The organism is Rathayibacter sp. VKM Ac-2929, from assembly GCF_022815495.1.
In the GTDB taxonomy this organism is placed as follows: domain Bacteria; phylum Actinomycetota; class Actinomycetes; order Actinomycetales; family Microbacteriaceae; genus Rathayibacter; species Rathayibacter festucae.
In genome coordinates this window covers 619,897-641,559 of sequence record NZ_JALGRV010000001.1, presented here as the reverse complement: position 1 = coordinate 641,559, position 21,663 = coordinate 619,897, and the positions used below count along the sequence as shown (strand labels likewise).

Sequence of the window (21,663 nt, the reverse complement as noted above, 5' to 3'; positions counted from 1 at the left end):
ACGGCAGGGCCGAGGACGCCCCTGGGGAGGAGCGACGAGCTCCGGCCCGAAGTCGTTCTCGCGAGCCGACGACGCACCGCTCCGAGCGCCGGCACGCGGTCCGCGCCCAGGCACGCCGGAACCGGCCGATCCAGCGTGCCCGAGGTGTTTCCGCGAGCCGGAGGTCCACCGGTCGAAGCTCGGGCACGCGATCCGAACCCAGGCACGCCGGAACCAGCCGATCGGGCGTGCCGGACGTGTTTCCGCAAGCCGGAGCTCCAGCAGTCGACACTCGGGCACGCGATCCGTGCTCCGGCACGCCGAAATCGGCCGATCCAGCGTGCCCAGCGTGTTCCGGCGAGCCGAAGGTGCAACCGGCCGAGGCGGCCCGGCCGTGCGGATCCTCCGGGGAGCGGGACGCCCGATCAGCGGAGGGAAGAGAAGGGGGCGGCACCCATTGGGGGGAACAGGTGCCGCCTCGGCGGCGCTGGATTGGGGGGAATCACTCGCGCCGCTGAGCCGAAGTTCATTCGGCCGTATGCAACGTTAGGGCACGGAGGCGATTTCGCCAAGTCGGATCCGCGTTCTGAGCCGACTCTTCACGAAACCCCGCCTGGCGGTCAGCTTCGCGTCGTCCCCTCCCCACCCGTGAGCCGGACGCTACGGTGGTCCGGAACCGACCACGCCGGCCGGCGCACGTCGCACTCGCGAAGGAGCGAATCGCAGATGTCCACACCCCTCGACGCGTCCGGGGCCGCAGGCTCGAGCGCCATCGACAGCCTCCAGCAGGAGACGCGCCGCTTCCCGCCGCCCGCCGAGTTCGCCGCAGACGCCGCCGCGACCGCCGGGCAGGCCGAGCAGGCCGCCGCCGACCGCCTCGCCTTCTGGGCCGACCGCAGCCGCGAGCTGCTGCACTGGCACCGGCCGTTCACGCGCACCCTCGACTGGAGCGAGCCGCCCTTCGCGCGCTGGTTCGACGACGGCGAGCTCAACGTCGCCTACAACTGCCTCGACCGGCACGTGCTGGCCGGTCACGGCGACCGCGTCGCGATCCACTGGGAGGGCGAGCCCGGCGACAGCCGCGACCTGACCTACGCCGAGCTCACCGCCGAGGTGAAACGCGCGGCCAACCTCTTCACGAGCCTGGGCGTGCAGGCCGGCGACCGCGTCGCGATCTACCTGCCGATGATCCCCGAGGCCGTCATCGCGATGCTCGCGGTCGCCCGGCTCGGTGCCGTGCACTCGGTCGTCTTCGGCGGCTTCAGCGCCGAGAGCCTGCGCGCGCGGATCGACGACGCCGAGGCGAAGCTCGTCGTCACCGCCGACGGCGGCTGGCGGAAGGGCTCGGTCTTCCCGCTCAAGCCCGCGGTCGACGCGGCGCTGGCGCTGGACGGCGGCGCGTCGAGCGTCGAGCACGTCCTCGTCGTCCGCCGCGGCGGCAACACCGTCGAGTGGAGTGCGGGCCGCGACCTGTGGTGGCACGAGGAGATCGTCGCGGTGGACGCCGACCACGTCGCACGGCCGTTCCCCGCCGAGCAGCCGCTGTTCATCCTTTACACGAGCGGCACCACCGGGAAGCCGAAGGGCATCCTGCACACCAGCGGCGGCTACCTCACCCAGGTCGCGTACACCCACCGCACGGTCTTCGATCTCAAGCCCGAGACCGATGTCTACTGGTGCACCGCCGACGTCGGCTGGATCACCGGGCACAGCTACGTGGTCTACGGCCCGCTCGCGAACGGCGCCACCCAGGTGATGTACGAGGGCACGCCCGACACCCCGCACCCCGGACGCTGGTGGGAGATCATCGAGAAGCACGGCGTCACGATCCTCTACGCCGCCCCCACGGCGATCCGCACCTTCATGAAGCTCGGCCGGCAGATCCCGCAGCGCTTCGACCTCTCGAGCCTCCGCCTGCTCGGCTCCGTCGGCGAGCCGATCAACCCCGAGGCCTGGATCTGGTACCGCGACGTCATCGGCGGCGGCCGCACCCCGATCGTCGACACCTGGTGGCAGACCGAGACCGGCGCGATCATGGTCTCGCCCCTGCCCGGCGTCACGACCCTGAAGCCGGGCTCGGCGCAGGTCCCCGTCCCCGGGATCTCGATCGACGTCGTCGACGACTCCGGCGCCCCGGTCGGCGCGGGCTCCGGCGGGCTGCTGGTCATCACCGAGCCCTGGCCGTCGATGCTGCGCGGCATCTGGGGAGACCCGGACCGCTACGTCGAGACCTACTGGTCGAAGTTCGGCGACCGCTACTTCGCCGGCGACGGCGCGCGGCTCGACGAGGACGGCGACCTGTGGCTGCTCGGCCGCGTCGACGACGTGATGAACATCTCCGGCCACCGCCTGTCGACGGCCGAGATCGAGTCGGCCCTCGTCTCGCACCCGGTGGTCGCGGAGGCGGCCGTGGTGGGCGCGGCGGACGAGACCACCGGCCAGGCCGTCGTCGCCTTCGTCATCGCCAAGGCGAGCCAGGCGGAGGCGCTCGCCAGCGGCCACGACGAGCTCGAGGCGACGCTCAAGGCGCACGTCGCCGAGCACATCGGCGCGATCGCCCGGCCGAAGCGCATCTTCATCGTGCAGGAGCTGCCGAAGACCCGCTCCGGCAAGATCATGCGCCGGCTCCTGCGCGACGTGGCCGAGGGCCGGGCCGTCGGCGACACGACCACGCTGGCCGACACGCAGGTGATGGCCGTCATCTCCTCCGCGGTCGCCGCCGACGACTGAGCCGCCGAGGGCCGAGCCGCCCGGAACGCCGAAAGGCGCCGCCTCCCGAGAGGGGAGAGCGGCGCCCTTCGGCGTCGAGCCGGGACCCGGTTCAGGCGAAGGCGACGATCAGCTCGACCTCGACCGGTGCGTCGAGCGGGAGCTCCGCCACGCCGACCGCCGAGCGGGCGTGCCTGCCCGCCTCGCCGAAGATCTCGCCGAGCACCTCGGAGGCGCCGTTGATGACGCCGGGCTGGCCGTTGAAGCCGGGAGCGGAGGCGACGAAGCCGGTCACCTTGACGATCCGGGTCACGCGGTCGAGCGAGCCGATCACGTCGGCGATCGCGGCCAGCGCGTTCAGAGCGCAGACGCGCGCCAGGTCCTTGGCGACCTCGGGATCGACGCCCGCGCCGACCTTGCCGGTCGCGGGCAGCGCGCCGTCGACGAAGGGGATCTGCCCGGCCGTGAAGACCAGGTTCCCCTCGACGACGGCCGGGATGTAGGCGCCGGCCGGCACCGCGACCGCGGGGAGCTCGATGCCCAGCTCGGCCAGGCGATCGGCGATCACGCGCCGACCTCGGCGACCGGGCGCTTGAGGTAGGCCACGAGCCCGCCCTCGGGACCGGTGACGATCTGGACCAGTTCCCAGCCCTCGGAGCCCCAGGTGTTCAGGATCGCGGTGGTGTTGTGGATCATCAGCGGCGTCGTGATGTATTCCCAGCGGGGGACGGACATGGCTCTCCTCGTGAGGCAGGGGTGCGGATGCCGGGCGCACCGCACCCGGAGGAGTCGGTGCCGGCGGGTCGAGCGCCGCGTCCGGTGTCAGGAGCGGCGGTTACGCTGATTCTATGTCGGGGGCAGTCGGGAACAGGGTCGTCACGTCCATCGGCGCCGCGGTCGGAGGACTGGTCGGGATCGTCGCCATGAGCGTCGTCGCCGGAGTCCTCGTCGCGGCGTCGGTCACTCCGGCGATCGCGCTCGGCGGGATGGCCGCGAACAACACGGTCACCATGTTCGACAACCTCCCGGGCTACCTCGAGATCGGCACGCTCGCCGAGAAGAGCGACGTCTACGCGAAGGGCGCGGACGGCCAGGACGTGCTCCTCGCCTCGTTCTACGCGCAGAACCGCGTGGAGGTCGGCTGGGACGACATCTCCCCCTTCGTCAAGGACGCGGTCGTCGCCTCGGAGGACCCGCGCTTCTACGAGCACGGCGGCATCGACCTGCTCGGCACGATCCGCGCCGCGGCCACGGTCGCCTCCGGCGGCAACGTGCAGGGCGGCTCGTCGATCACGCAGCAGTACGTCAAGAACGTGCTCGTGCAGAAGGCGGAGGCGCTCTCGGATCCGATCGAGCGGGACGCCGCCTACCGCGAGGCCACCGAGACCACGGCCGAGCGCAAGGTCGCCGAGATGCGGCTCTCGATCGGGCTCGAGAAGGAGTACCCGAAGAACGACATCCTGCTCGGCTACCTCAACATCGCGCTCTTCGGCGGCACCGTCTACGGCATCGAGGCGGCGGCGCGGTACTACTTCGACACCAGTGCCCGCGACCTCACCCTCGCGCAGTCCGCCGCCCTGATCGCCATCGTGAACAACCCCGAGAAGTTCCGCTTCGATCGCCCGGACGACCCGGCCAACCTCGCGGTGGAGGGCTACCCCGAGACGCTCAACCGCCGCAACTACATCCTCACGCGGATGGGGATCGAGTCGAAGGTCACCCCCGAGCAGATCGGCGAGGCCGCCTCGACGCCGGTCGTCCCCGTGATCACGGAGCCGAGCACCGGCTGCCAGACCGCCGGAATCGCGGCCTACTTCTGCGACTACGTGACCTGGGTGATCAAGAACGACGACGCCTTCGGCGCCAGCCAGGACGAGCGCGACGCGACCTTCAAGCGCGGCGGCTACCAGATCTACACGACCCTCGACTCCGATCTGCAGGAGGCCGCGGTCGCCGCCACCGAGGACTGGGTGCCGAAGTCGATGGCCCGGGTGAACATCGGCAGCGCGAGCGTCTCGGTCGAGGTCGGCACCGGGCGCATCCTCGCGATGACGCAGAACAAGGACTACTCGAACGACCCCGATGTCAGCGGCGCCAACTACACCAGCGTCAACTACAGCACCGACTTCGGCTACGGCGGCTCGAGCGGCTTCCAGGTCGGCTCGACCTACAAGGTCTTCACCCTCGCCGAGTGGCTGCAGGAGGGCCGGGCCCTGAACGAGACCGTCGACGGCACCCGTCGCGCGTACACGACCTTCCGCGACAGCTGCGAGCCCGACGGCACCTACTACGGCGAGCCCTGGGACCCCAAGAACGACGAGGGCGGCAACGGCGGCGTCTACTCCGCGCTCGACGCCACCAAGGGCTCGATCAACACCGGCTTCGCCGCGATGGCGGAGCAGCTCGACCTCTGCGGCATCCGCAACACCGCGCTCGCGATGGGCGTGCACCGCGCCGACGGCACCGAGCTGCAGAAGTTCGCGCCGACCATCCTCGGCACCAACGAGATCGCGCCGCTGACCATGGCGACCGCGTTCGCCGGCTTCGCGAACAAGGGCACCGTCTGCACGCCGATCGCGATCGACCGGATCGTCGACCGCGGCGGCGCCGATGTCGCCCCGCCGGCGAGCACCTGCACGCAGGGGATGTCCGAGGAGGTCGCCGCGACCGCCGACTTCGCCCTGCAGCAGGTGATGACGGGCGGCACCGGCCGCGCCTCCGCGACCGGCACCGGCGTCCCGCACATCGGCAAGACCGGCACCACCGACAACGCGGTGCACACCTGGATGGTCGGCGCCAGCACCGAGGTGGCCACGGCGACCTGGGTCGGCAACGTCAGCGGCTTCACCTCGATGCGCGGCTTCAGCCTCAACCGGGTCAACGCCGGTCAGGTGCGCCACCAGATCTGGCCGCGGATCATGCGCGTCGCCGACCAGAAGTACGGCGGCTCGGCCTTCCCCTCGCCCCAGCAGTCGCTCGTCGACGCGCCCCAGCAGGCGGTGCCCGAGGTGACCGGCCAGAACCCCGCCGCCGCCACCGCGCGCCTGCGCGAGCTCGGCTTCGTCGTGACGGTCGACCCGAACCGCGTGCCGTCCGATCGACCCGCGGGCTCGGTCGCGCAGACGAACCCGCCGGCCGGCTCCCGCCTCTCCCGCGGGACCCCGATCGCACTGCAGATCAGCGCCGGTCCGTCCACCCCGCCGCCGCGCGGCTGACGCCGGGTCGTCCCCCGGGCCGGGTCGGGCAGACTGTACGCGGCCGCTCCCGCAGCCCCGCCCCGACGAGAGAAGGATCCATGACCGGACGCAGCAGCGCTCGCCCCCTCACCACGGCCCTCGCGGCCGTCGCCGCCGTCGGGAGCGCCGCCGCCGTCTGGGGCATCGCCGTCGAGCGGACGATGTTCACGGTCCGCCACGAGTCGGTGCCCGTCCTGCCCGCGGGCTCCGCACCGCTCCGGATCCTGCACTTCTCCGACCTGCACATGGCGCCGTGGCAGACGAAGAAGCAGGACTGGCTGCGCTCGCTCACCGCCCTGGCCCCCGACCTCGTCGTGGGCACCGGCGACAACCTCGGGCACCGCGACGGCGTCCTCGGCATCCGCCGCGCACTCGAGCCCTTCGCCGGCGTGCCCGGCGTCTTCGTCCACGGCTCGAACGACTACTTCGGACCCCGGGTGAAGAACCCGCTGCGCTACTTCCGCGGCCCGTCGAAGAACCCCGCGCGCAACGCCAGCGACCTCGACACCGCAGCGCTGACCGGATTCTTCACGGAGGAGCTCGGCTGGCAGGACCTCAACAACACGGCGCACGCCCTCACCGTCCGCGGCACCCGCGTCGAGCTCTTCGGCGTCGACGACCCGCACATCGGCCTGGACCGCATCGACCTCGTGGCGGGCGCCGTGGACGAGCTGCGGGCCTCTGCCGAGGAGCCGGCCGGCGTGAGCATCGGCGTCGCGCACGCGCCCTACCAGCGCGTCCTGGACGACTTCGTCGCGCGGGGGGCGGAGGTGATCCTCGCGGGCCACACCCACGGCGGTCAGGTCTGCGTGCCCGGCTTCGGCGCACTGGTGACCAACTGCGACATCCCCCGCGACAAGGTGTCCGGCTTCTCCACCTGGGACAACGGCCTGCACAGCTCCTTCCTCAACGTCTCCGCCGGAGTGGGCACCTCGATCTACGCGCCGGTGCGCTTCGCCTGCCGCCCCGAGGTCAGCCTGCTGACGCTCGAGCCGGTGGCCTGAGCGGTCCCGCTCGAGGAGTCCCGCGCGAGGCGCCGCGACCGGTGTCCGACACCGCCGCGGAAATCGGCTACTATTGACGAGGCTCGTGAGCGGTTCACCGCGAAGAGTCCACCGGGGTGTGGCGCAGCTTGGTAGCGCGCCTCGTTCGGGACGAGGAGGTCGTGGGTTCGAATCCCGCTACCCCGACCGGTGAGAAGCCCGGCCAGGATCGATGATCCGGCCGGGCTTCGTCGTTCCGCGGTGCGGACGGACAGAGCGATGTCGCGGTGCGGACGGACAGGGCGACGCCGCGGTGCGGACGGACGGACGGCGCCAGGGAGCCGATGTTCCCGCGCCAGGGCCCCCGGAGCCCGACGCAGCCGGGAAGACTGGGGCGCTCTCGCCGTCGCTGACGACGCGCTCCCTCCCGTCGCCGCAGCGACCCTCGCCGAGACGAGATCCGTGCCTCGACCCCCGACCCGGCTCACCGTCGTCGTCGCCCTCGCCTACGCGCTGGTCCTGGCCGCCGTGGTCTTCTGGCCGACACCGGTCGACGGCGGGCACGCCGGCGAGCTGAAGCAGGTCCTCGCGCAGCCCCGCGCCCAGAGCCTCGGGCTCCTCGGCTACGGCGGGATCGAGGCGACGGCGAACGTGCTGCTCTTCGTCCCGCTCGGACTGCTCGCGGCGCTGCACCTCCGCCGGCACCGGGCGTGGCTCGCCGTCCTGCTCGGCGCGGCGACCAGCGCCGCCGTGGAGACCGTGCAGCTCCTGCTGCTGCCCCAGCGCCACGCGGACGTGCACGACGTGCTGGCGAACACCGCGGGCGCCGCGATCGGCGCGGTCCTCGGCGTCGTCCTGCGCCGACGACTCCCGGCACGACGACGCCGGAGGGCGGCGGAGCGGAACCGCGCTCGCGCACGTGTCCCGCTCCGCCGCCCTCCGGCGTGACAGGGGTCGATCCCCCGGGTGGAACGGAGCGGCCGCCGGTCAGCGGGCGGCCGTCGATCGCCGTGGATCAGCGGCCGAGGCCGCGGTACTCCCAGCCGGCGGCGCGCCAGGCGTCCTGGTCGAGGCAGTTGCGGCCGTCGACCACGAGCTTCCCGGCCACCTTCTCGCCCGCGGCGACGGGGTCGATCGCGCGGAACTGCTTCCACTCGGTGACGACCACGACGGCGTCGGCACCGCGCAGGGCCTCGTCGATGTCGGTCGTGTAGGTGATGTCGGGGTAGCGGCGGCGCGCGTTCTCGATCGCCTCGGGGTCGGTCGCGACCACGTCGGCGCCGAGGTCGTGGAAGCGGGTCGCGACGTCGAGCGACGGCGAGTCGCGGACGTCGTCCGACTCCGGCTTGAACGCGAGGCCGAGAACGGCGATCTTCCTGCCCTCGACCGAGCCGCCGAGGCCCTCGGTGACGAGGTCGACCACGCGCTGGCGGCGGCGCAGGTTGATCGCGTCGACCTCCTTGAGGAAGGCGACCGAGTCGCCCACGCCGAGCTCGTCCGCGCGGGCCGAGAAGGCGCGGATGTCCTTGGGCAGGCAGCCGCCGCCGAAGCCGATGCCGGCGTTCAGGAAGCGGCGGCCGATGCGGACGTCGTAGCCGATGGCGTCGGCGAGCTGCGTGACGTCGGCGCCGGTGACCTCCGCGATCTCGGCGATGGCGTTGATGAACGAGATCTTGGTGGCGAGGAAGGCGTTCGCCGAGACCTTGACCAGCTCCGCGGTCGCGTAGTCGGTGACCACGAGCGGCGTCTCGGCGGCCAGCGCCGTCGCGTAGACCTCGTCGAGGGTCGCCTTGGCGGCCTCGCCGGCCGCGCCCGCGGGCACGCCGTAGACCAGGCGGTCGGGGCTGATCGTGTCCTCGACGGCGAAGCCCTCGCGGAGGAACTCGGGGTTCCAGGCGAGCGTCGCGCCGCTGGCGGCGATCCGCTCGGCGAGTCGCGCGGCGGTGCCGACCGGGACGGTCGACTTGCCCACGACGAGCGAGTCCGCCGTCAGCAGCGGCAGGATGCCGTCGATCGCGGCGTCGACGTAGGTCATGTCGGCCGCGTTCTCGCCCTTCTTCTGCGGCGTGCCGACCGCGATGAAGTGCACCGCGGCGTCGGCGGCGTCGGCCGTGTTCGTCGAGAACCGGAGACGACCGGAGGCCACGCCCGAGGAGAGCAGCTCGGGCAGACCGGGCTCGAAGAACGGAGCGGTGCCGGCGGAGAGCGCCTCGATCTTCGCGGGGTCCACGTCGATGCCGATGACGTCGTGGCCGAGCTCGGCCATCGCGGCGGCGTGGACGGCTCCGAGGTAGCCGCAACCAATGACAGAAAGCTTCACGGGATTTCTCCGAATCGTAGGCGGGTCGATGTCGCGTCGGCGACTGCAGGAGGGAGGAACGGGTGGAGCGGAGGGAGCCCGCGCGGCACGCGCGAGGTCAGCTCCGCGCCAATGCTCTCAGATCCCGGGAGATGTCGTGGACGGCCGCGGCGATCTCCTGAGCGACGCGGACGTGCGTGCTCTCGCTGCGGCCGATCGGATCGTCGATGTCGTCGCCCTCGCCGCGGGGCGCCCGGCCCCGGTTCGCCGCGGCGAGCCGCACCACCGAGCGCAGTCGAGCGGCGGGGTCCTCGACCGCGGGGATCGGCACCTCGGCGAGGACGAACGGGAGCACGCGGGCGAACTCGCGCAGGGTGAAGCCGCGCAGCAGGAGCGGCGGGTGGCTCCGCGACGCGTCGACGAGGTGGTCGCGGGTCATCGCGAGCATCAGGTCCGCCTCGCCCGCGAGGGCGTCGGAGAGCTTCGCGCTGACGTGGCCGGAGGGGTCGCCGCCGAGCTCCGCGGACAGGCGCGCGGAGGTCGGCTCCATCGGGTAGCCGTCCCGCGTCTGCACGCCCGCGCTGCGGAAGGCGAGGAGCGCCGCTCCGCTCGGTGCGGTGAGGTCGCCCAGCTGCGCCCGCAGGAGCTGCTCCGCCATCGGCGAGCGGCAGATGTTGCCGGTGCAGACCGAGAGGACGGTGAAGACCGGAGCGGCGGGCGCCGAGGCCGCCTCACTGGGGCGCCACCCGCGCCGGGCGCGCCGCAGGCCGTCGTCCCCCGGGAACGTCATCCGCGGCCGCTCAGACCGCGCTGGGGGCCGGGGCAGGAGCCGGAGCGGCTGCCGCGTCCGGACGCGCGCCCGACTTCTGCGAGCCGTAGTAGCTCGTGTAGTAGTAGCCGTAGCCGCGGCCGACCTGGCCCCGCGGGGGAACGCGGTTGAGGATGACGCCGAGGGTGTGGCCGCTGACGCGCTCGAGGTTCTGGATCGCCTTGCCGAGCTCGTCGGTCGTCGTCCGGCCGGCCGAGATGACCACGAGGGCGCCGTCGGTGCGGGCGGTGAGGATCGCGCCGTCGGTCACGGGCAGCAGCGGCGGGGCGTCCACGAGCACGATGGCCTCGCGGGCGATCTCGTGCAGGAGCATGTCCATGCCGTTCGAGCCGAGCAGCTCGCTCGGGTTCGGCGGGATCGAGCCCGCGCCGAGGATCCAGAGGTTGCCGGAGGGACCCCAGGGCTGGAGCACGTCCTGCAGCTCGGCCTTGCCGATCAGCAGGTCGGTGAGGCCGACCCCGGGGACGAGGCCGAAGGACTTCGCGACGGTGGGCTTGCGGAGGTCGCCGTCGACGACGACCGTGCGCTGACCGGAGGCGGCGAGCGTCACCGCGAGGTTCGCGGTCACGGTCGACTTGCCGTCGGAGGGCAGCGGGCTGGTCACGACGATGATCCGCGGCGGGCTGTCGACGTTCATGAACTGCAGGTTCGTGCGCAGCTCGCGCAGCGCCTCGGCGAGCGCGTGCTTGCCGTCGGACTTCACGTAGTCGGTCGTGTCCGCCTCGGGCACGATGCGGTTGGTCTCGTTCAGGCGCTTGTCGACGGGGAGCGTGCCGACGACCGGGAGGTCGAACAACCGCTCCACCACCTCGGCGGTGCGGATGCGGCGGTCGAGGGTGTTGCGGACGAAGGCGTAGACGAGGCCCAGCACGAGGCCGGCCAGCGCGCCGACGCCGAGCACCAGGCGCACGTTCGGGAACTCCGGGGAGGACGGCAGAGCAGCGGACTGGACGCCGGAGAGGCTGACGGTGTCGCCCGCTCCCGACTCCTGGTTCACCTGCTGGATGCGGACGGCGATCGCGTCGATCCAGGCGTCGGCGAGGGTGCGGGCGCCCTCCGGGGTGGACGCCGTCGCGCGGACGTTGAGGATCGGCGACTCCGGATCGGGAGTGACCTGGACGGCGGTGATCAGCGACTCCGCGGTCACGTCGAGCCCGAGGTTGCCGATGACGATCTCGGCGACGTTCCGCGACTTCGCGATCGGGACGTAGGTGAGGGTGCTCGACTTCGCGACGGAGTCCGCGATCTGGCGGAGGTAGATCGCCTGGCTCGGGTCTCCCCCGGCATCGGCGACCGCCGCCGAGACGAGGCCCTGCGACTCCGCGGCGTAGCGCGGCTTCTGGGTCAGCGACCAGCCGTAGGCGACGAGGGTGCCCAGGAGCACGGCTGCGACGAGGGCGATCCAGTGATCGCGGAGAAGTCGGAGGACGTCTCTAAGTTCCACAGTGTCAAGTTCCTTCACTGGTCCGGACCGATCGGCGACTGCCGGAGACGGGCTTCAGAATCATTGCACGCCGGTGTATCGGCCCCGTTTCGGGGACCGTCAGACGTGCACCCCTTCCGGGGTGGGCTGGAGCGGAGTCGCTCTCGCGATCACGCCGAGCCCGAGCAGCTCGTCGACGGCGGCGGACACCGCGGCCGAGGCGTCGATCCCCTCCGGCGGTCCGCCGAGCTCGGCCAGCACCGCGGCGACGAGGTCGGGCAGATCGGCGCAGCCGGCCGCGGAGCGCCAGAGGACCGGCCCGATCCCGGCGAGCCGGATCACCGTGTTCTGGCGGAAGACGAGAAGCTCGCCGCTGGGCAGCGCCAGCGCGTCGTCGACCTCCGCGCGGCGCAGGGAGCCGCCGGCGGCCGCGTCCTCCGCCTCCAGCGGAAGCGCGACGACGTCGTGCCAGACCGCCGGCGCCGGCTCGGCCGGAGCGGCGAGCAGACCGTCGACGAGATCGAGCACGTCCGCCGCCTCGGAGTAGACCAGTCGATTCGCGCCACCGACCGAGGCGATCGTGCGGACCAGCGCCGAGAGTGCCCTGGGCCGGGCGGCGAGGTAAGAGGTCTGGGGCACCAGGGCGTCGATCGCCACGGTCGGCTCGACCTGCTCGAGGCGGGGCACGTCGACGCCGTCACGGCGCTCGAGCAGGACGATCCCGGCCAGCACGAGCGGCGCCTGCGGAACGGGGCGCAGACCGAGGTCGACCGGCGAGAGCTGGGCCTTCGGCGCGCTGCCGGTCGCGGGCTTCACCGACAGCGGCTTCGGATAGGGCAGCACAGTGCCGTCGGGAGTGACGGCGACCGTCTCGTCGGTCACGTAGCCGAAGCGCTCCCCCAGCACCCGCGAGGCGGTCGTCTTGCCGGTGCCGGAGGCGGCCACGAACGCGAGCACGCGGCCGTCGTCGGCGGCGACGCCGCAGGCGTGCAGCATCAGGAGGTCGCCGCGGCGCTCACCGATGGCCTCGAGCGTGAGCGTCGACGTGAGCGACTCCTCGAGCTGCGCGACGGAGTGCGAGACGACCCGGACGCCGCCCGGCGGGACCGAGCCGGGGAGCGACACCTCGGCGGAGATCACGCGCGCGTCGGCGCTGTCGGCGGCGGCGCAGGAGCGCCAGCTGCTCCGGATCCGCGCGACGTCCTCGTCGGACAGTCCGGGCCCGAACTCGACGCGGAACGGGACCTCGAGGATCGCCAGCGACATGCTGCGCGGTCCGGATCGCTCGTCACCGGGCTGGTCGGCACCCGTCTGCACGGAGGAGCTCAATACGCCCCGTCCCGCGCCAGGACCGCGCGAGCAGTCTTGAAGAGGATGACGATGTCGCCGGTCATCGACCAGTTCTCCACGTAGTAGAGGTCGAGGCGGACGGTGTCCTCCCACGACAGGTTGGAGCGGCCGCTCACCTGCCAGAGGCCGGTGATGCCGGGCTTCATCAGGAAGCGGCGGTGCACGTGCTCCTCGTACTGCTCCACCTCGCGCGCCAGCGGCGGGCGGGGGCCGATCAGCGACATGTCGCCGCGGAAGACGTTGAGGAACTGCGGCAGCTCGTCGAGGCTGAAGCGGCGGAGGACGGTGCCGACCTTGGTGACCCGGGGGTCCTTGGCCATCTTGAAGAGGATGCTGTTGCCCTCGTCGCGCTGCTGGGCGGCGAGCTCGGCGAGGCGCGCCTCGGCGTCGACCACCATCGAGCGGAACTTGAGCATCTCGAAGGTCGAGCCGTTCAGCCCGATGCGCTCCTGGCGGAACAGGATCGGGCCCGGGCTGGTCGTCTTCACCAGCACCGCGACGACGATCAGCACGGGAGCGCTGAGGATGATCAGCATCGTCGACGCGGCGATGTCGAAGAGCCGCTTCGCGAAGCGCTGGCGGCCGTCGAAGCGCGGGGTCTCGACGTGGATCAGCGGCAGGCCGGCGACCGGCCGGGTGTGGATGCGCGGGCCGCCGATGTCGGTGAGGCTCGGCGCCACGACGAGGTGCTCGCGGCCGGGCTCGAGCGTCCAGCTGAGCTCGCGGATGCGCTGCGGGGCCAGCTCGTCGGAGCTCGTGACGACGACGGTGTCGGCACCGGTCGCGTCCATCACGGCGCGCACGCCGTCGATCCCGGAGAAGCCGTGCAGCGAGAGGCCCGCCAGCTCGGCCTCGCTCGTGAGCGCCTCGGCGCCGCCGACGGAGGTGGAGACCGCGCCGACCAGCTTGTAGCCGGCCTCGGTGCCGCGCCGGAGCTCGCGTGCGGTGTGCAGCACGCTCGCGCGGGAGCCGAGCAGGACGACCTGGCTGGAGAAGCGGCCGACCTTGCGCTGGCGGGTCAGCCAGGAGCGCCAGACCAGACGGCCGACGCAGATCAGCAGGATCCCGGCGGGGAACGCCGTGATGATGTAGCCGCGCGCCAGCAGGATCTGCAGGAGGTAGGCGATGATCGCGACGATGCCGAACAGCCAGATGGAGGCGTCGACGATCCGCCGGTACTCGACGTAGCCGGTGCCGACGATGCGGCGGTCGCGGGTGTCGAAGACCTGCAGGGCGAGGAGCCAGCCGATCGAGAGCACGACGGACACCCAGGTGTAGCTGACGGCGATGTCGACGGGATTGTTGAAGCCCACGTCGGAGTTCAGGTCGAGATCGAACCAGAACAGCTGCGTGCCGAAGACCGAGACGAGGATCGCGACGACGTCGGTGGCGAGGAGGCGCCGGCGGTAGTCCTGCTCCCAGGACGGGCGGCGCTTCGGCGGAGTCTCCTGCGAAGCCATCGAACCCCCCGGTCTCGCGTGCTGCGTCGGAAGGCCTGCGTGCGTTTCCGGTGATGTCACGCCCGCAAGGCTACCCACTTCCCTGTTTCATTCGGGTCACGCCCGATGAGCACTGCTCGACACTGCTAGCCGCGCAGGCGTCCGCGGCTCTCCTGCAGATAGCACGAGCCGCAGAGCGACTCGTAGGTGACCTCGGCCCCGTCGATGGCGACCTGGTCGCCGTCGAAGACGAATCGGCCGTCGACCACCCGACCGTTGAAGATCGCCTTCCGCCCGCAGCGGCAGATCGTCTTCAGCTCCTCGAGGCTGTGCGCGATCTCGAGGAGCCGCCTGCTTCCGGGGAACGCGGCGGTCCGGAAGTCGGTCCGGATGCCGTAGGCGAGGACGGGGACGTTCTCCAGGATCGCGATCCGGAGCAGATCGTCGACGTGCGACTCCGGCAGGAACTGCGCCTCGTCGACGAGCAGTGCGCTGACGTCGCGGCTCGTCTCGGCGAGCACGCGGGCGCGCGCGGCGGAGAAGACGGCGACCGGATCGCCGTCGGGCTCGAACAGGATGTCCACCGGACGGGTCACGCCGAGGCGGGACACGATGAGCTCGTCGCCCTTGGTGTCGACGGCCGGTTTCGCGAGCAGCACCCGGTGCCCGCGCTCCTCGTAGTTGTGCGCGGCCTGCAGGAGCGAGGTGCTCTTGCCGCTGTTCATCGCGCCGTAGCGGAAGTAGAGCTTCGCCATCAGGTCCTGTCTCTGCTCGTGGGCGGGCGGTGCCCGCGGGCCGCGCCCGGCGCGGTCCTCGTGGTCGTGGTCGTGGTCGTGGTCGTCGTGGTGGTCGTCGTCGTGCCGTCGGCGGTCGTGCCGGTCACTCGAGGAGGCCGTCCTCCGCCGCCCGCCGGATCAGGTCGGCGCGCCGGCTGGCCGGGCGGCCGATCTTGGCGTACTTCTGCCGGACGCGGCGCAGATAGGTCTTCGCCGTCTCGAACTGGACGTTCATCCTCGCGGCGACCTCGGGAGTGCTGGCGCCGGCGACGTAGTGGCGCAGCGCCTCCAGTTCCCCCGCGCTCAGGCGCGGACGCTGCTGCGCGGCCACCCCGATCGGCAGCGGGCGCCACTGCGCGGCGGACCCCGCGGTGGAGCGCATCGCCATCGCCGAGCGCGCCGCCTCCATGACGTCCTGCATCGACTGCGCCTTCGTGAGGTGCCGGGCGGCGCCGGCCCGCAGCGAGCGCTCGCGGATCTCGTCGTCCTCGCGCTCGGCGAGGACGATCACGGTCGCGCCCGCGGCACGGCAGGTGCGGATCCGCGCCTCGATCGAGATCGGCTCGCTCAGCTCGAAGTCCATCAGGACGACCTGCGTCGGGAACACCGTGCTGGTGACCAGCTCCATCCAGGTGCCGGCGCTCACGACGAGCTCGAAGTCCGGGGCGTTGGCGGCGATCCAGCTGCTCATGCTGTCCAGGAGCAGCTCGTGGTCGTCGAGGATGCCGAGCCGGACCGGTCGCGCGCCGCCGTCGGCGGAGGAGGTCTCGGCGGACCGGGACTCAGCGGACCGGGTCTCGACGGACCGGGACTCTGCGGCCCGGGCGGAGGAGCCGGACGTCGGCTCACCGGGGCGAGGGAGCATGCGACGATCCTAGCCGCGGGCCGGATCGCCTCCGCGGCCCTCTCAGAACAGCGTCGGCTGGCCCACCCCGGGCAGCAGAGAGGCGCCGTCCTCGCCCAGTTCGCGGAGGATCAGTCCGCCGCCGCGGAGGCCGGCGTGCCGGGCCGGCTCGTCGCCGTCCTGCGGGCGGCCGTGCTCGCCGCCGAGGGTCCGCAGCACACCGAGCGAGGGCAGCGCCGAGGCGCCGCGCGCGGTCGGTCCGAGCGCGGAGGAGCGCATCGATCCGGTCGCCGGGTCGGCCTCCCCCTCCTCCAGCCGGTGGTCGCGCATCAGCGGGCGGATCCGGGCGGACAGCCAGCGGCGGTACTCCGCAGGCGCGTAGGCGGTACGCCCGGGATACAGGGAGCGGTAGCGGTCGAGCAGCTCGGGGTGCTCCTGCGCGAGCCACTGCAGGAACCACTCCTTGACCCCGGGCTTGAGGTAGAGGGTCGAGTACATGATCGTGCTCGCCCCGGCCTCTCGGCACGCGCGGAGCGAGGCGTCGAGGTGGGCGCGGGTGTCGGTGAGGAACGGCAGGATCGGCATCAGGAAGACTGAGCACTCGAAGCCCGCCTCGCGGGCGGCCGTGACAGTCGCCAGCCGGGCCGCGGCGGACGGAGCGCCGGGCTCGATCGAGCGCTGCAGATCCTCGTCGAAGACCGCGATCGAGACGCCGAGGTCGACGGGCACGTGCTCGGCGGCCTCGCGCAGCAGCGGCAGGTCGCGCCGGAGCAGCGAGCCCTTGGTCAGGATCGAGATCGGGGTGCCGGAGGCGGCCAGCGCGGCGATGATGCCGGGCATCAGCCGGTAGCGGCCCTCCGCCCGCTGGTACGGGTCGGTGTTGGTGCCGAGCGCGACGGGGTGCCGCTCCCAGCTCGGCCGGGCGAGCTCCCGGGTGAGCACCTCGGCGACGTTCACCTTGACGACGATCTGCGAGTCGAAGTCGCGCCCGCCGTCGAACTCGAGGTACTCGTGGGTGGGCCGGGCGAAGCAGTAGGTGCAGGCGTGAGTGCAGCCGCGCATCGGGTTGATCGTCCAGCCGAACGGCATCTTCGACGAGGAGTGCACCCGGTTCAGCGCCGACTTGGCGAGCACCTCGTAGAAGGTGATGCCGTCGAACTCGGGGGTGCGGACGGTGCGGACCAGCTCAGTGAGCTTCACCAGGCCCGGGAGCGCGGCCTCGTCCGCCGCGCCGATCGCCTGTCCGCTCCACCTCATGCGTCCATTAGAACATGTGTTCGAAGGTTTCGGTGGGTTCATGCTGGTCGAGACGCCCGCCTCCATGCTGGTCGAGTAGCCGCGAAGCGGCGTATCGAGACCTGCCGTCATCAGCAACGCCGGTCTGCAGACCCTTCTTCTGACGATGGCGGATCTCGATCCGCCCGCTGCGCGGGCTACTCGATCAACATGCGGCTTCGCGCCCTCGGTGCTCAGACGGAGGCGCGGAGCGCGAGCGCCTCCGAGGTGGCGGCGACGGTGCGCTCGGCCGTCTCCGGGGCGTCGTTGAGCGTCGAGCCGTAGCTGGGGACGAGCGAGCGGATCCGCGGCTCCCAGGCCTTCATCCGGTCGGGGAAGCAGCGCTTGACGATGTCCAGCATGATCGGCACCGCCGTCGAGGCGCCGGGCGAGGCGCCCAGCAGACCGGCGATCGTGCCGTCCGCCCCGGTGATGACCTCGGTGCCGAACTGCAGCACGCCGCCCTTCTTCTCGTCCTTCTTCATCACCTGGACGCGCTGGCCGGCGGTGATCAGGTACCAGTCCTCGGAGCGGGCGGTGGGCAGGAACTCGCGCAGCGCCTTCATCTTCTTGTCGCGACCGGCCAGCACCTCGCCGAGCAGGTACTTCATCAGGTCGAGGTTGTCGCGGGCGACGGCGAGCATCGGGCCGATGTTGTGCGGGCGGATCGACAGCGGCAGGTCGAGCCAGGAACCGCGCTTGAGGAACTTGGGGGTGAAGCCGGCGTACGGGCCGAACAGCAGCGAGGCCTGGCCGTCGACGACGCGGGTGTCGAGGTGCGGGACCGACATCGGCGGGGCGCCGACGGCGGCCTTGCCGTAGACCTTCGCCTGGTGCCGGGCGACGATCGCCGGGTTGTCGGTCCGGAGGAACTGCCCCGAGATGGGGAAGCCGCCGAAGCCCTTGATCTCGGGGATGCCGGACTTCTGCAGCAGGTGCAGGGCCCCGCCGCCGGCGCCGACGAAGACGAAGCGGGCGACGACCTTCTTGGGCGTGCCGCCGACCTTCTGCTTGAGGTCCAGCCGCCAGGTGCCGTCCTTCTGCCGGGTGATGCCGGTGACCTCGTGGCCGGTGTCGAGCGTGCCGCCGTGCGCGACGACGTGGTCGAAGAGCTGGTGGGTGAGCGCGCCGAAGTCGACGTCGGTACCGGCCGGGATGCGCGTCGCGGCGTACGGTCCGCCGCCCGCGGGGCGCTGCTCCATCAGCAGAGGCGCCCACTCGTGGATGGTCTTCGTGCTCTCGGTGAACTCCATGCCGGCGAAGAGCGGCTGGTCCTTCAGCGCCTCGTAGCGCTTGCGGAGGTACTCGACGTTGGCCTCGCCGTGCACGAAGGTCATGTGCGGAGCGGAGTTGATGAAGCTCGAGGGCTCGCGGATGTCACCGGCCTCGACCAGGCTCGACCAGAACTGGCGCGAGATCTGGAACTGCTCGTTGATCTGGATCGCCTTGGCGGGGTCGACGGAGCCGTCGGCCGCCTCGGGCATGTAGTTCAGCTCGCAGAGGGCGGCGTGGCCCGTGCCCGCGTTGTTCCAGGGGTTCGACGACTCCTGCGCCACGTCGCCGAGGCGCTCGTAGGCGGCGATGGTCCAGTCGGGCTGGAGCTTGGTGAGGAGTGCACCGAGGGTGGCACTCATGATGCCCCCACCGATGAGGGCGACGTCGACCGGTTCCGAGGAGTTCACGAGAGTCGAGTTTACCGTCGGGCGCCGGGCGGGAGGCGGGCAGGGGGGCCGCTCCCCCATCAAATTGACGGCTTTTCCCGTCGGCGGGCGGCGGCGGCGGCCGCTGCTCGGGCGGGTGGGTCTCGATACGCCGCTCCGCGGCTACTCGACCAGCAGGCGGGCGCCGCGGCGCGCAGGCGGCGCTCCATGCTGATCGAGCAGCCCTCGCAGAGGGCGTATCGAGATCCGCGCCGGGTCAGGCGACGGGCTGCTTCGCCGCGATCAGCTCGGCGATCTGGACGGCGTTGAGCGCCGCGCCCTTGCGGAGGTTGTCGTTGCTGATGAAGAGGGCGAGGCCGCGGCCCTCGGGGGCGCCCTCGTCGGCGCGGATGCGGCCGACGTAGCTCGGGTCGCTGCCGGCGGCCTCGAGCGGGGTCGGGACCTCGCGCAGCGCGACTCCGGGGGCGTCGGAGAGCAGCTCGCGGGCGCGCTCGGGGCTGAGCGGCGCCGAGAACTCGACGTTCACCGAGAGCGAGTGGCCGGTGAAGACCGGCACGCGCACGCAGGTCCCCGAGACCAGCAGGCCGGGGAGCTCGAGGATCTTGCGGCTCTCGTTGCGGAGCTTCTTCTCCTCGTCGGTCTCGTTCAGGCCGTCCTCGACGAGGCTGCCGGCGAACGGGATGACGTCGAAGGCGATCGGCGCGACGTACTTGTCCGGCGCCGGGAAGGCGACCGCCGAGCCGTCGTGCACGAGGTCGAGCAGGTGCTCGTCGGCGACGGCGGCGCGGACCTGGCCGGCCAGCTCGTTCGCGCCGGCGAGGCCGCTGCCGGAGACGGCCTGGTAGGTGCTGACGATGAGGCGGGTGAGCCCGGCCTCCTGGTCGAGGACCTTGAGGATCGGCATCGCGGCCATCGTGGTGCAGTTCGGGTTCGCGATGATGCCCTTCACGGCCTGCTCGATCGCGTGCGGGTTCACCTCGCTGACGACCAGCGGCACCTCGGGGTCCATCCGCCAGGCGCTGGAGTTGTCGATGACGACGGCGCCCGCGGCGGCGAAGCGCGGTGCCTGCGCACGCGACCCCGTCGCTCCGGCCGAGAAGAGCGCGATGTCGAGCCCCGAGGGGTCGGCGGTCTCGGTGTCCTCGACCACGACGTCCTCGCCGCGGAACGGCAGGGTCGTGCCGGCCGAGCGGGCGGTCGCGAAGAAGCGGATCGACGCGATCGGGAAGTCGCGCTCCTCCAGGAGGCGGCGCATGACGGTGCCGACCTGGCCGGTGGCGCCGACGACTCCGACGTGGAGGGGGGTGCTGCTCATGCTGGGCTCTTTCGTCCGTGGGCCGCTCGAGGGAGGAGCGGCACGAAGGGGTGCTGGCGGGAGGGCCGGGGCGGGCTCCCGGGAGACGGTACCGAACGACGGCGGAGTCGACGGGGCCGGAGGGTGCGATCGGCGGGATCGCGAGGGCGTTCGGCGGTCAGCGCCCGGTGCCGGCGTAGACGACGGCCTCGTCCTCGGCGTCGAGGCCGAAGGCGGTGTGCACGACGCGGAGGGCGTCGTTCACCGTGTCGGCGCGGGTCACGACCGAGATGCGGATCTCGCTCGTGGAGATCATCTCGATGTTGATCCCCGCCTCGTAGAGCGAGCGGAAGAGCTTGGCCGAGACGCCCGCGTTGGTGCGCATGCCGGCGCCGACGAGCGCGAGCTTGGCGATCTGGTCGTCGTACTGCAGCGACTCGAAGCCGACCTCCTCCTTCTCGGCGTTGAGCGCCGTGAGGACGGTCTGGCCGTCGGCCTTGGGCAGCGTGAAGGAGATGTCGGTGCGGCCGGTCGCGGCAGCGGAGACGTTCTGCACGATCATGTCGATGTTCGACCCGGTCTTCGCGACGATCGTGAAGATCTGCGCGGCCTTGCCCGGGATGTCGGGCACGCCGACGACGGTGATCTTGGCCTCGTTGAGATCGGCGGCGACGCCGGCGATGATCGGCTCTTCCACGGGCTGTCCATTCTTCTCGGTGCTTCCGGGGGCGTCCTCGCCGGGCACGGCGTTGTAGACGATGGTGCCCTCGTTGGGGCTGAACGACGAGCGCACGTGCAGGGTGACGCCGTGGCGGCGGGCGAACTCGACGGCGCGGATGTGCAGGACCTTCGCGCCGGCGGCGGCGAGCTCGAGCATCTCCTCGCTGGAGATGCGGTCTAGCTTGCGGGCCTTCTTGACCACCCGCGGGTCGGCGGTGAAGACGCCGTCGACGTCGGTGTAGATCTCGCAGGTGTCGGCGCCGAGGCCGGCGGCGAGCGCGACCGCGGTCGTGTCCGAGCCGCCGCGGCCGAGGGTGGTGATGTCCTTGGTGTCGCGGTTGAAGCCCTGGAAGCCGGCGACGATGACGACCGCGTTCTCGTCCAGCGCGGCGCGCAGGCGGACCGGGGTGATGTCGACGATGCGGGCGGCGCCGTGCTGGGCGTCGGTGATCATGCCGGCCTGGCTGCCGGTGAAGGAGCGGGCGTCGTAGCCCATGCTCTTGATCGCCATGGCGAGCAGCGCCATCGAGATCCGCTCGCCGGAGGAGAGCAGCATGTCGAGCTCGCGGGGCGCGGGGATCGGCGTGACCTGGTGGGCCAGCTCGAGCAGGTCGTCGGTGGTGTCGCCCATCGCGGAGACGGCGACGACCACGTCGTTGCCCGCCTGCTTCGTCGCGACGATGCGCTTCGCGACCCGCTTGATGCTCTCCGCGTCGGCGACGGAGGACCCGCCGAACTTCTGGACGATCAGGCTCACGCGCTACTCCCGGGTCAGTGGCTCGGGCCGTGGCGACCCGACGCAGGAGTCTACCGGCGGGCGCATGCGCGAGGGGTCATGTTGCGGCC

18 protein-coding genes and 1 tRNA gene are annotated in these 21,663 nt (G+C 71.9%); 5 read left to right on the top strand and 14 right to left on the bottom strand.

The genetic code is table 11. The features are described from left to right. The first annotated feature begins 705 nt into the window (after positions 1-705). Positions 706-2,709 carry an acetate--CoA ligase gene (gene acs / locus MT355_RS02810; RefSeq protein ID WP_132437672.1) on the top strand — a complete coding sequence of 668 codons (2,004 nt, stop codon included), beginning with the start codon at positions 706-708 and terminating at the stop codon, positions 2,707-2,709. Positions 2,710-2,800: 91 nt separating this feature from the next. On the opposite strand, the gene MT355_RS02805 is transcribed toward acs, so the two are convergent. After that, positions 2,801-3,256, bottom strand: a complete 456-nt coding sequence (locus MT355_RS02805) for a RidA family protein (protein ID WP_243598444.1) — start codon at positions 3,254-3,256, stop codon at positions 2,801-2,803. Continuing rightward, entirely contained in the window at positions 3,253-3,423 is a 171-nt protein-coding gene (locus MT355_RS02800) for a hypothetical protein (RefSeq protein ID WP_165909148.1), read from the bottom strand. The genes MT355_RS02805 and MT355_RS02800 overlap by 4 nt, the downstream gene beginning before the upstream one ends. 113 nt (positions 3,424-3,536) lie before the next feature. Between MT355_RS02800 and MT355_RS02795 the strand changes: the two genes are divergently transcribed. The 4 genes from MT355_RS02795 to MT355_RS02780 all read left to right on the top strand — a co-directional run bounded on the left by MT355_RS02795 (position 3,537) and on the right by MT355_RS02780 (position 7,855). After that, positions 3,537-5,903, top strand: a complete 2,367-nt coding sequence (locus MT355_RS02795) for a transglycosylase domain-containing protein (protein WP_243598443.1) — start codon at positions 3,537-3,539, stop codon at positions 5,901-5,903. Positions 5,904-5,983: 80 nt separating this feature from the next. Next, positions 5,984-6,928 carry a metallophosphoesterase gene (locus MT355_RS02790; RefSeq protein WP_243587526.1) on the top strand — a complete coding sequence of 315 codons (945 nt, stop codon included), beginning with the start codon at positions 5,984-5,986 and terminating at the stop codon, positions 6,926-6,928. A 112-nt stretch (positions 6,929-7,040) separates the two neighbouring features. Beyond that, positions 7,041-7,114, top strand: a tRNA-Pro gene (locus MT355_RS02785). 255 nt (positions 7,115-7,369) lie between these two features. Then, positions 7,370-7,855: a VanZ family protein gene (locus MT355_RS02780; protein ID WP_243598442.1), complete on the top strand. Its 486-nt coding sequence runs from the start codon at positions 7,370-7,372 to the stop codon at positions 7,853-7,855. Between the two features lie 67 nt (positions 7,856-7,922). Here the strand turns inward: MT355_RS02780 and MT355_RS02775 are convergent, their stop codons facing one another. The 12 genes from MT355_RS02775 to MT355_RS02725 form a co-directional block, all read right to left on the bottom strand. Then, positions 7,923-9,227 (bottom strand): UDP-glucose/GDP-mannose dehydrogenase family protein, encoded by a 1,305-nt coding sequence (locus MT355_RS02775; RefSeq protein WP_132437669.1) that lies wholly within the window; start codon positions 9,225-9,227, stop codon positions 7,923-7,925. Positions 9,228-9,324: 97 nt separating this feature from the next. Then, positions 9,325-9,996, bottom strand: coding sequence for a low molecular weight phosphatase family protein (locus tag MT355_RS02770; protein ID WP_243598441.1), 672 nt, complete (start codon positions 9,994-9,996; stop codon positions 9,325-9,327). 10 nt (positions 9,997-10,006) lie between these two features. After that, the gene (locus tag MT355_RS21510; RefSeq protein ID WP_243598440.1) at positions 10,007-11,479 is read right to left on the bottom strand and encodes a polysaccharide biosynthesis tyrosine autokinase; all 1,473 of its coding nucleotides are present in this window, start codon (positions 11,477-11,479) and stop codon (positions 10,007-10,009) included. Between the two features lie 99 nt (positions 11,480-11,578). Further along, a complete protein-coding gene (locus MT355_RS02760; protein ID WP_243598439.1) occupies positions 11,579-12,775 on the bottom strand; it encodes a hypothetical protein in 1,197 nt (398 codons plus the stop codon). Positions 12,776-12,783: 8 nt separating this feature from the next. Continuing rightward, positions 12,784-14,268 carry a sugar transferase gene (locus MT355_RS02755; RefSeq protein ID WP_123737558.1) on the bottom strand — a complete coding sequence of 495 codons (1,485 nt, stop codon included), beginning with the start codon at positions 14,266-14,268 and terminating at the stop codon, positions 12,784-12,786. 125 nt (positions 14,269-14,393) lie between these two features. Next, positions 14,394-15,002, bottom strand: coding sequence for a thymidine kinase (locus MT355_RS02750; protein ID WP_243598438.1), 609 nt, complete (start codon positions 15,000-15,002; stop codon positions 14,394-14,396). Further along, positions 15,002-15,130 (bottom strand): hypothetical protein, encoded by a 129-nt coding sequence (locus MT355_RS21130; RefSeq protein ID WP_279391995.1) that lies wholly within the window; start codon positions 15,128-15,130, stop codon positions 15,002-15,004. Before MT355_RS21130 ends, MT355_RS02750 begins: the two co-directional genes overlap by 1 nt. Then, positions 15,127-15,888 carry a response regulator transcription factor gene (locus MT355_RS02745; RefSeq protein WP_243598437.1) on the bottom strand — a complete coding sequence of 254 codons (762 nt, stop codon included), beginning with the start codon at positions 15,886-15,888 and terminating at the stop codon, positions 15,127-15,129. The genes MT355_RS21130 and MT355_RS02745 overlap by 4 nt, the downstream gene beginning before the upstream one ends. Positions 15,889-15,930: 42 nt before the next feature. Continuing rightward, a complete protein-coding gene (locus tag MT355_RS02740; RefSeq protein WP_243598436.1) occupies positions 15,931-17,124 on the bottom strand; it encodes an Rv2578c family radical SAM protein in 1,194 nt (397 codons plus the stop codon). A gap of 212 nt (positions 17,125-17,336) precedes the next feature. Next, the gene (locus MT355_RS02735) at positions 17,337-18,824 is read right to left on the bottom strand and encodes a malate:quinone oxidoreductase (protein ID WP_372487875.1); all 1,488 of its coding nucleotides are present in this window, start codon (positions 18,822-18,824) and stop codon (positions 17,337-17,339) included. A gap of 235 nt (positions 18,825-19,059) precedes the next feature. Continuing rightward, a complete protein-coding gene (locus MT355_RS02730) occupies positions 19,060-20,118 on the bottom strand; it encodes an aspartate-semialdehyde dehydrogenase (RefSeq protein WP_243598435.1) in 1,059 nt (352 codons plus the stop codon). A gap of 157 nt (positions 20,119-20,275) precedes the next feature. Continuing rightward, entirely contained in the window at positions 20,276-21,574 is a 1,299-nt protein-coding gene (locus tag MT355_RS02725; RefSeq protein ID WP_243598434.1) for an aspartate kinase, read from the bottom strand. Positions 21,575-21,663 lie beyond the last annotated feature (89 nt).

What these genes read in the sequence shown, in the direction of transcription:
- acs (WP_132437672.1), top strand. Translation starts at nt 706, where the DNA reads ATGTCCACACCCCTCGACGCGTCCGGGGCCGCAGGCTCGAGCGCCATC.
- MT355_RS02800 (WP_165909148.1), bottom strand. Translation starts at nt 3,423, where the DNA reads ATGTCCGTCCCCCGCTGGGAATACATCACGACGCCGCTGATGATCCAC.
- MT355_RS02795 (WP_243598443.1), top strand. Translation starts at nt 3,537, where the DNA reads ATGTCGGGGGCAGTCGGGAACAGGGTCGTCACGTCCATCGGCGCCGCG.
- MT355_RS02790 (WP_243587526.1), top strand. Translation starts at nt 5,984, where the DNA reads ATGACCGGACGCAGCAGCGCTCGCCCCCTCACCACGGCCCTCGCGGCC.
- MT355_RS02770 (WP_243598441.1), bottom strand. Translation starts at nt 9,996, where the DNA reads ATGACGTTCCCGGGGGACGACGGCCTGCGGCGCGCCCGGCGCGGGTGG.
- MT355_RS02755 (WP_123737558.1), bottom strand. Translation starts at nt 14,268, where the DNA reads ATGGCTTCGCAGGAGACTCCGCCGAAGCGCCGCCCGTCCTGGGAGCAG.
- MT355_RS02750 (WP_243598438.1), bottom strand. Translation starts at nt 15,002, where the DNA reads ATGGCGAAGCTCTACTTCCGCTACGGCGCGATGAACAGCGGCAAGAGC.
- MT355_RS02745 (WP_243598437.1), bottom strand. Translation starts at nt 15,888, where the DNA reads ATGCTCCCTCGCCCCGGTGAGCCGACGTCCGGCTCCTCCGCCCGGGCC.
- MT355_RS02740 (WP_243598436.1), bottom strand. Translation starts at nt 17,124, where the DNA reads ATGAGGTGGAGCGGACAGGCGATCGGCGCGGCGGACGAGGCCGCGCTC.
- MT355_RS02730 (WP_243598435.1), bottom strand. Translation starts at nt 20,118, where the DNA reads ATGAGCAGCACCCCCCTCCACGTCGGAGTCGTCGGCGCCACCGGCCAG.